6 protein-coding genes are annotated in these 10,509 nt (G+C 28.1%); 4 read left to right on the forward strand and 2 right to left on the reverse strand.

The genetic code is table 11. From position 1 onward, the window contains the following. The coding region (locus Q0J90_RS08630) for a flagellin (RefSeq protein ID WP_297277518.1) at nucleotides 1-802 on the reverse strand (802 nt) is incomplete at its 3' end. Between the two features lie 299 nt (nucleotides 803-1,101). Between Q0J90_RS08630 and Q0J90_RS08635 the strand changes: the two genes are divergently transcribed. Next, complete coding sequence (locus Q0J90_RS08635; RefSeq protein ID WP_297277519.1) at nucleotides 1,102-2,091, forward strand: M28 family peptidase; 990 nt, start codon at nucleotides 1,102-1,104, stop codon at nucleotides 2,089-2,091. A 347-nt stretch (nucleotides 2,092-2,438) separates the two neighbouring features. Next, the gene (locus Q0J90_RS08640; RefSeq protein WP_297277520.1) at nucleotides 2,439-3,146 is read left to right on the forward strand and encodes a zinc metallopeptidase; all 708 of its coding nucleotides are present in this window, start codon (nucleotides 2,439-2,441) and stop codon (nucleotides 3,144-3,146) included. Nucleotides 3,147-3,541: 395 nt separating this feature from the next. Here the strand turns inward: Q0J90_RS08640 and Q0J90_RS08645 are convergent, their stop codons facing one another. Further along, on the reverse strand, nucleotides 3,542-3,976 hold the full coding sequence (locus Q0J90_RS08645; protein ID WP_297277521.1) for a PTS sugar transporter subunit IIA: 435 nt from the start codon (nucleotides 3,974-3,976) through the stop codon (nucleotides 3,542-3,544). Between the two features lie 296 nt (nucleotides 3,977-4,272). Here Q0J90_RS08645 and Q0J90_RS08650 point away from each other — a divergent pair, with 296 nt between their 5' ends. After that, nucleotides 4,273-8,682: a hypothetical protein gene (locus tag Q0J90_RS08650; protein WP_297277523.1), complete on the forward strand. Its 4,410-nt coding sequence runs from the start codon at nucleotides 4,273-4,275 to the stop codon at nucleotides 8,680-8,682. Further along, nucleotides 8,682-10,509 (forward strand): outer membrane protein assembly factor BamA (bamA, locus tag Q0J90_RS08655; RefSeq protein WP_297277522.1); only part of this gene is annotated, 1,828 nt, incomplete at its 3' end. The genes Q0J90_RS08650 and bamA, both read left to right, overlap by 1 nt.

A 10,509-nucleotide genomic window follows, 5' to 3' on the forward strand; every position in this document is an offset into this window, starting at 1 on the left:
TATTAGCGTTAGCTAACATAGCAGCACCTGTTTGTTGTAAGATTTGCTCACGAGTATAAGCAACCATAGCAGAAGCCATATCAGCATCACGTATAACACTTTCAGAAGCGATAGTGTTTTCAGTAGCTATCATTAAGCTTTTTACCATAGATTCCATTCTGTTTTGAACAGCACCTAATTCAGCTCTTTGAGATACTACCATTTGTAAACCTTCGTCAATTCTTCCTAAAGCTTGGTTAGCAGTTTCAACAGAAGAAATAGAAATAGGAGTGTCTCCGCCAACTTGTAAATTAGCAGCAGTCATAGAACCTATGTTTATTGATACTCTTTGATCCATGTTAGCACCAATATGGAAAGTCATAGGAGTTTGACTATCAGCAGCGAAACGTCCTGTTAACATGTTCATTTTGTTGAATTCAGCTTGAGAAGCAATTCTGTCAACTTCAGCTACTAATTGATTAACTTCTACTTGAATTAAAGCTCTGTCACTGTCAGAATATATACCGTTAGCAGATTGAATAGCTAATTCTCTCATTCTTTGCATAATGTTAGTAGTTTCATTTAAGTAACCTTCAGTTGTTTGAATGAAAGAAATACCGTTTTGAGCATTTCTAGTAGCTTGTTGTAAACCGCGGTATTGTGAGCGCATTTTTTCTGATACTGCTAATCCAGAAGCATCATCACCAGCTGTATTAATTCTTTGACCACTAGAAAGCTGAGCAATTGTTTTAGTCATTGAACTTCCATTTAAGCTCAATTGTCTGTTTGCATTTAATGCAGAAATATTATTGTTGATAATCATAACTACCCTCCATGAATAGTGCTTAAAATATTTTTGTAATTTTTATTTTTCTAAAGCCATCTATATTATGTTTTACCTGCTATTTAGTCATCCCCTAAAAAATAGCAACATAATATTAACTTTCAATATATAACAATTATAATACTTTTTAAAAAAAAGTAAAGACTAAATGTTTATAAAAAAATTCCGATAGCACCATTTTTACTATATAAACATACAATTATATTGCTGTTTTATGGCTTTTAACTTATACTATAAAAAATTTAGTTATATTTTTTATTAAAAAGGAACTATAATTTATGAAATTCATAACAATGTTTGTTGTAATAGCAATGATATTTCTATATTCATGCACTAATGCAAAAGCAAATACTGCTGAAGAACTCAATGATAAAAAAATAAATGAAAATTTCTATTTTGATGTAAACAACGCTTATAATTATATAAAAGCACAAACTGATTTAGGTCCTAGAAATTATGGAAGCGAAGCACATAAAAAAGTAAGAAATTTTTTCAAACAGGAAATATCCAATATGGGATATGAAGTTTTTAGTCATAATTTTGAAGCTCCATACATAAAAGGAAGAAACGGAGAAAATATTTATGCTTTTTTAAAAGGGAAAACAGACAACTATATAATTATAACAAGCCATTTTGACAGCAGATCTGTAGCTGAAAAAGATCCTATAGAAATTAATAGAAATAAACCAATAAGCGGAGCTAATGACGGGGCAAGCAGCAGCGGGGTTTTACTTGAACTTATGAAAGCTTTAAAAAATTATAATGATCTGCCTTACAGTGTATGTTTTGTATTATTTGATTTAGAAGATGACGGAAATTTATTTGATGTAGAAGGAAATTCTTTAGTAGAAACAGATTGGATACAGGGAAGCATTGCTTTTGTAAACGAAGTTATTTTAAGAGATAAGATAATAGATAAACAAAAAATAAAATTTGGCATACTTCTTGATATGGTAGGAAGTAAAGACGCTAAATTCAAATATGAAAGTTTTGCTCATACATATTATTCATCTATATATAATAAGGTATGGCAGTATGCTGGTGATTTAGGATACGGAAAATATTTTTTTGATGAACATTATGGAACTATAACAGATGATCATACCCCTTTTTTAAATGAAAGAATACCATTTATTGATGTTATAGATATGGGTTATCCATTTCATCATACCAGCCAAGATACTATAGACAAATTAGATAAAAAAACTTTGGAGGCTGTAGGAAAAACAATAGAATATACTGTAAAGAACGCTGATAAAGTTTATTAATTTTCAGTCATAAACGAGCAGCTGATAACTTTAGTTGTCAGCTATTATAAAGCGAGTTTATGGCTAGCAATAATAAATTATACAGTAAAGAACGCTGATAAAGTTTATTAATTTCCTGTCATAAACGAGCAGCTGATAACTTTAGTTGTCAGCTATTATAAAGCGAGTTTATGACTAGCAATAATAAATACACAGTAAAGAATGCTGATAAAGTTTATTAAAAAATAATAAATTTAATATAAAATTTATTTTTACATTAAAACTATTAACATAGTTATAAAAAAATGTTATAATGTATACGAAAAAATTAATGAAAAATACTAATTTAAAATATAGGAGGTTTTTTAATGTTTGGATATTTTGAATACTATTTTGGATATATATGGATCCTGATTCCAGGAATACTTCTTGGTTTTTGGGCACAGATGAAAGTACAATCTACTTATTCTAAATACAGCAGAATGGAGAATAAAAGAGGTATTACAGGAGCACAAACTGCAAAATACATATTAGAAGGTTATGGAATAGATATACCTGTTGAAAGAATAGGAGGAACATTGACAGATCATTATGATCCTTCTTCAAAAGTATTAAGACTTTCTGCAGGTGTATATGACGGCACAGATGTTGCTGCTTTGGGTGTTGCCGCACATGAAGTAGGACATGCTATACAACATAGCAGAGGATATGCTCCTCTTTCTATAAGAAATGGTTTTTATCCTTTATGTGCTATAGGAGATCAATTCGGACCTTATTTAGTATTATTAGGTATCATGATAGGAGGTATGGGAGGAATTTCATATTATGTAATGATGGCAGGTATTATACTATTTGCTTTTGCTGTGTTTTTCTCTCTTGTAACTTTACCTGTAGAATTTGATGCTTCCAACAGAGCTATAAAAATATTAGATAAAGGCGGTTTTTTAGATCAGGAAGAGCTTTATGGTGCTAAAAAAGTTTTATCTGCTGCTGCTTTAACTTATGTTGCTGCTGCTGTTACTGCTATACTTACATTGTTAAGATTATTAATGTTGGCACAAAGAAGAAGAGATTAATTTTTTATAAAATAAACATATAAAGAGATGTTAAACAATAAATAACATCTCTTTTTTATTTTTAAATAAACGTTTAAAAATTTTTATAGAAAGAAACTATTATATTCAGATAAAATAATAATATTATTTACTTTATAATAAAAAACTTTTCTAATATATAAAATACTAATAAATTAATTATTTATGAAAATTTCACAAATAAATATTTGCCATTAAATAGAATACAAAAAATAAATCATAATAATATACAGGTTTAAGAATTCAATTTAAAAATATAAAAACAAACAAAATATATGATTAAAATGTTTCATATTTAATGAAAATAAATTAAAGCTGCGGTAAATCTAATACAGCTATTTTAAATAAACAGCAATAAAAGTCATACAGCAATTATTTTACTGAAGTATAATATCATATATCTCTAAGTCAGTTAAATCATCATACATTATTCTTTTGATTTTTTCACTTTCATTTAATAAATCAGCTATCTCTTCAACTAATTCCTGATGATGCTCATTATTTTCAGCAGCTAATGTAAACAATAAAAATACCTTATTATTGTTATCAAAATCAACACCATCAACAATTTTTAATAAAGTAATACCATTTTTTAAAACGCCGTCTTCAGGTCTGGCATGAGACATAGCCATACCATCTCCAAGCACTACATAAGGTCCTGTTTCTTTAATATTTTTTATTATGTAATCTACATATCTTGGTTCTATACACTTATTCTCAAGCAATAATTGAGCCCCTTTTCTTATTGCCTCTTCCCAATTAGAAACGCTTTTCACTATATCTATTTTGTTTCTTATTAATTCTTTAAACATACATATACCCCCAAATAATAAACTGTTATTATTTAATAATAGTATAGTTTTATTTTATTTATTTGTCAAATTATATTGTTTATGTTACATAAAGTTCTAAAATAAATTCTACTTATTATATTATATACAAATGAAAAAATTACGAAAATAAATAGGTTAAATATAACAAATTTTGTAAAAATAGGTTTTATTTATAACACTTACTATATTTTAATTATAGTGTATAATAAAACTAGGAAACAAAAATTAAAAGGATTTTGTGAGTGCGTAAAACTGAAAAGTACTCGCGATTTAGAATGTATATAGCTACAACCTTGATAGCTTTTATAATACCCACTATATTTAGTATATCATTGGTATTATATAATAAACAAAGATACTTAGATAATATTATAACTTATATAAATAAAGTAAGTCCTATAGATATATCAATATCAGATATAAGCATATCATATAGATTAGAATTAGTTTTAGATAATGTTAAACTCTATTCAAAAAACAGACCGGATGCTTTTTTCAATATAGACAGAGCATCTTTAAAATTTAATTTATTAAGAATACTTATAAAGAGAGACCCTATATATTTATTAAGTGATATAAATATAAATAATGCTGAAATATATCCTGCATTACTGGATACATCAATATTTCAAAACGGAGATACAAATAAAAATATATATGAAAAAGTAAAAAGTACTGTTAATACTGTAGTTCCAATACTCATGGATAAAAATATAAACATAGCTAATTTTTCTGCCAAAATAATTGACGGTAATAACAATACAACAGAAGTATCTCTTAATTCACTAAACGGTAATTTTAAATCATACGGATATTTTTTATCATACAATATTAATCTTCCTGATAATACTTTAATACATTTTTCATTTGAAAGCTCAACTAATTTATCAGAATTAAATTCAATAATATACGCCAAAGATGAAAATGGAGATTTATTTAACTATACATTATTTGCTACTAATTATTCCGACAGATTAAGGGCAGGATTACAAAATAATAATAAAAATGATTTTATAAAAGCCAACTATCAATATAATACTCAAAAACTAGATTTTTCTATTACAAATATAAAATTAACTAAAGACACAATATATAAATTTATGAATATAGCTTTGGATACCCCAATAGTACATAGATTTGTAGAATTAGATAATAAAACAATAACAGCTATAAGCAACGGCATATCTACTTTCAGAGATGCTGATATAAATGCTTACGGTCATTACTCTCCAAATGAAGATTCTTATATAGATTTTAATTTAAAAGTGAGAGATAAATTATTTAATGTAGCAGTAAATGCTGAACTTACAAATAATAATATAATACTTTCAAATGCAAATATAACTGCATTAGGAGGAAATATAATAGCAAGCGGAATAGTTTCATTAGATGATCCTATATCAAGTATTGTTTCTGTAAGTGCATCTGATATAAAAGTAGGAACAAATAATTTATATGCTAAAGTTTATTTAAAACCTACTAAAGTTGATGAAGAAGAAATTAAATCCAGATTTACAATTTCAGCATTAAGCTATGCAAATTCATTATCAAATCCATTATCTTTTAATTTTACATACAATAGGCCGGAAAAAAGAATATATGTTAATTTAGTTAAAAATAAATACGGACAGCCATTCGATGCTACTTTTTCATTAGACGAAACAACACCTATATTAGCATCTGCTAAAGGAGTTATACCGCAGGATATATTTGTTGTATTATTAGGTCAAAACATAATAGACAATCTATCATCATTAAATATAGACTACACCATGAGTAATGCAATGTATACTCATGGAAAAGGAAATGTACATACATTAAAAGCATTTTCAAGAAAAATTTATACAGAAGAATATTTATTAAGAATAGGAGTATCAGCATATAAAAATATAATAGATATTGATGATATTTATTACAGACTTTCTGACAGCAGCGGTATAAATGCTAATGCTCAAATAGAATATGATAAAAACTTAAATGTTAAAATCAAAGGAAATATAGATACGCCAGCTGGAAATTATGGATTAAGCGGATTTACAACTACTTCAACTAATGGAAATAAAATAATATATGCCTCAACAGATAAATCAGAAATAATTGCTAATGGTTATATATCTACAAACGGCGTATTAGACTTAAATATAAATACTCCAAAAGAATTAAAAATAAAAGATATAAATATTGATGTTGATGTATCTGTAAATAATTATACTCAGCAGCCAATATATATATACGGAAATGTTAAAGCAAAGAAAAATTTAGCACCTATATTTGCCTTAAATACTCAATTTGAATTATCCAATCAAAGTTTAATGTTTACAAATATAACTTTAGATTACGGGGAAAACAGAGTATCCGGAAACGGTATATTAAGTTCAAGCGACGGAATAAATAAATTTACAGCCTTATTAAAGGATATAGAAAATAATGGAATATTTGCTTTAGATTCTTCTATTAATAAAAATAATTTATATGGAAAAATAACAGTAAGTCAGCTTCCTTTTGATATTAATGGAAAAGTATATGGAGTATTGACAGCAAATGCAACAATAATAGGACTAATGAATGATCCTGTAATTTATCTAGAAAAAATGGATATTAAAGACTTCCAAATTCCTGGCGAAAGATTTGACGTTTCTTTAACAGGATATTATAAATCCAGTGAATTAGAATTAAAGGATGTTCTGCTTACAAAGACAGGAAACAGCGGAAATGTTCTTTCAAAAACTTTCGCTAAAAAACAGGAAGTAAAAATCCCTTATGCATATTTCTCAAAAGATTTGCAAAATATGAAAGTTGAAGTAAATAATTTATTTATTTTAAGTTCATACTCCGGTACTATAGATTATAATATGAGAAGATTAGTTGATGGAAAACAGGAATTTAGAATACAAACAACTCCTATAACAATAAACAAGAGAAAACTTCCTGAGTTCGGTACAACTGTTACTTATGACGGCACAAATATAACATTCACAAATACAAAAAATCATGGTGTTAGCGGTACAATCACTAAAGAAGACAATTTAACTAGAACTGATTTAATTTATGTATATGATAACTATGATATGCTTAATATAGATGGTATTATAAAAAATACGCAAAAAGATCAGGTAGATTTACTTATAACATCTGATATAATAAATGTAGAAGTATTTGAAATATTTAATGTTTTATTTACAGAAATAAACTCATCTCCTACAAATTTCCTTGTAGACGGAAAACCATATACATTATATGCACATGTTCATGGAGACAGCGATAATGTTGCTATTGACGGAAGATTTTTAGGACATGGAAAAAGAGTAAAAATAGCTTATTTTAATGATATATTTGATGATACTATTGTTGATTTTAACTTTGACGGACACATGTTTAATGTTAATAATTTAACATTTACTTCAAAGAAAAAGAAAAATTTAAGCATTACCGGAGAGGCTGAAATATTTAAAAACAGTATCAATTATATGGCTTTCGATTTGCTTTCTTCCGATGAGCAGTTAGGATTATTAGACGGAAATTTAAATTTGGGTATTGCAAAAATAAGAGGTCCTGTACATGTTGATATTACAGTAGGAGGAAATATAGCTTCTCCTAGAATAGGCGGAATATTTACTTTGATGAAAAGCGATGTTCAGCTTGCAATATCACAGCAGAACACTTATAAAGAAAGAGTGTACGGAATGTTAAGTAAAATATACTGGGACTTTACAATAGAGGCATGGAAACAAGTTAGGGTAGCACACAATTTAGTAGGAGATGTTTATCTTGAAGAAGGTTCTCAAATGCGTGTATATAACAGCCTTATGGACGGTATAGAACTCACAGGAACTGTAAATGTTGATAGAGGAAGTATTTATTATTTACAAAACATATATCAATTAGAGAGAGGTTCTGTTACTTTTCCTCCTAATAACAGTTTAGACCCTATTATTGAAGCTACAGCATACACATATAAAAAATATTATCCGACTACAACAGCAAACACATCTTCTCAATCATTTGAAAATGAAATAGCAGGAGAAAGTGTTACTTTATATATGGAAATGGATGCCAGATTATCACAATTAGTGTCTTCAAGCAATGCCAGAATATCACCTGTAAGATTTTACACTATACCTGCATTGGGACAGTATCAGGTTAATCAATTAGCAGGAATACCTCAGGGAACATTTGGAAACAGAGAAGATCAAATGTTTGCTGAAAGTACAACAACAAGAAGCACTATGAACAGCGATCAGCTGCAGCAGCTTACTATGAATTACAGCGATTTATTATTAAGAAGTACTGTTTTAAGACCTGTAGAGAGATGGATAAGACAGTTCTTAGGTATAGACTATATAAACTTAAGCCCTACAGTAGTTAACAATCTGCTATTTGTTACAAATAATAACAATTTAAGTCCTACATCTGTATGGGATAATACAAGTGTTGGTATAGGAAAATATGTATCTAAATATTTATATTTAAAATATGACGTTACATACAGGGTTAATGATACTACAAGACCTACAATTAATAATAAACCGGTAGATCCGTACTATTTTGACCATCAATTCGGCTTTGAAGTATCATTGTTAAAAAATTATAAACTTGCAAATTTTGTTTTTGAGTATAAAATAAATCCTTTCGATATACAAGGAAAAGGACAAGATTTTAATATAGTTACACGGTGGAGATTTTAGTGAATTTTATTAAGAAGAATTGTATTATTTTATTTTCATTTGTTGTTCTTGCTGCTGCTTTTGCAATACTAGTAGCAGCAGAAAGTGATTTTGCAAATTTACAGAATGCTAGAAACATAGCTGTTTATGAAGGTTTGGTTATAAAATCCATAGATGTTATAGGAGAAGCCAGACTTACAAAAGATCAGATAAAAAACAGTTTTCCTATAAAAGTTGGAAGTAAATTTCAAAGAGCAGAAATAAATGAGGCAATAAAAAAACTATTTGATACTCAATTATTTGACAGAGTTGCTATTGATGCAAACAGAGCAGATTACGGCGTATCATTAAATATTATAGTTGCTGAGAGATATATCATAAAGAATATAGAATATATCGGTAATAAGCGTCTAAGCAGAACTGCACTTAATGATGCTATAAAATCAATTATGAAGGCAGGAGATCCATATATACCTCAGAAACTTAATGATGCTGTAACTGCTATAATAACTAACTATCAGGATAAGGGATATTTAAAAGCTTATGTTGAACCTAAAGTTATAGAAAATAAGGAATCTTCTGATGTTACAATAGAAATGAACATAGTGGAAGGAAATGAAGTTAAAGTAGCAAATATAAGATTCCATGGTAATACACATTTCTCTGATAATGAACTTAAAAGACAAATGTCTACTAAAGAAAACGGATTTTTATCTCTTGGTAAATTTAATGAGTTTAAATTTGAAGATGATAAATCTAAGGTTGTTAAATATTATGCTGATAGAGGATATTATAGGGCTAAGGTAGATAATGTACAGTTTACGTATCAATGGCGGGATCCGCAGATAAAAAATGAACAGGATTTAATAATAGATATATATATTACAGAAGGAGATAAATATTACTTCGGTGATATAGGATTTAAAGGAAACTTTATTATATCATCAGACAATATACAAAAAGATATAAAATCAAAAAAAGGTGCTTTGTATAATTATACATATCACATGACAGACTATCAAGGAATACAAAATAAATATTCTGAGAGAGGATATATTTTCAGACAAGTTATACCTGTAATTACGGTGAATGAAGAAAATAAAATAGTTAATATCATGTATGATATTGTAGAAAACGATAAAGCTCATATAGAAAATATCACTATAGCAGGAAATACTAAAACTAAAGATTTTGTTATACAAAGATATGTTGATATCAAACCTGGTGAAGTATTTAATACAGCAAAAATACAAAGAGTACAGGAAAGATTATATAATACTCAGTTCTTTGATAATATTAATGTCGGAGTAAAACCTGGTTCAGCAGAAGGTTTAATGGAATTATCTTTAAATGTAACTGAGGGAAAAACTGCTATGGTATCCGGAGGAGGCGGTTTCTCTACTGGTTCTGGTTTTAAAGTATTTGCTTCTATAAGAGAAAATAACTTCTTAGGAAGAGGTCTTCAATTAGGACTTAGTGGAGAATTCGGAGAGCAGCAAAAACGTATAGCTGTTAATTTTGCAGAGCCTTATTTACTTAATTTGCCTATATATTTTGGTGTTGATTTATCATACTTCAATGAAGGTGTAAACACAGGATACACTATAGGTACTGGAGAATTTGGCATACCTAAATATTCATATTATACAAGACATGGTTTTGAAGGTATAGTAAGACTTGGTTATTACTTTGCCGATTATTACTCTACTTTCATAACATTCGATACAATAGTTCAGCAGTACCAGCAATGGCATGACCAAGGAGCAACTGCCGCAGGTCCTGATTATGTACTTAATGATATTAAAAAATATTTAACACATAGAATAAATAAAAAAGATGGTTCTTTCC

The sequence above is a fragment of the uncultured Brachyspira sp. genome (assembly GCF_944390595.1).
Taxonomy (GTDB): Bacteria; Spirochaetota; Brachyspiria; order Brachyspirales; family Brachyspiraceae; genus Brachyspira.

Excerpts from the sequence above, each read along its gene's own strand:
- Q0J90_RS08635 (WP_297277519.1), top strand. The coding sequence starts at position 1,102 with ATGAAATTCATAACAATGTTTGTTGTAATAGCAATGATATTTCTATAT.
- Q0J90_RS08640 (WP_297277520.1), top strand. The coding sequence starts at position 2,439 with ATGTTTGGATATTTTGAATACTATTTTGGATATATATGGATCCTGATT.
- Q0J90_RS08645 (WP_297277521.1), bottom strand. The coding sequence starts at position 3,976 with ATGTTTAAAGAATTAATAAGAAACAAAATAGATATAGTGAAAAGCGTT.
- Q0J90_RS08650 (WP_297277523.1), top strand. The coding sequence starts at position 4,273 with ATGTATATAGCTACAACCTTGATAGCTTTTATAATACCCACTATATTT.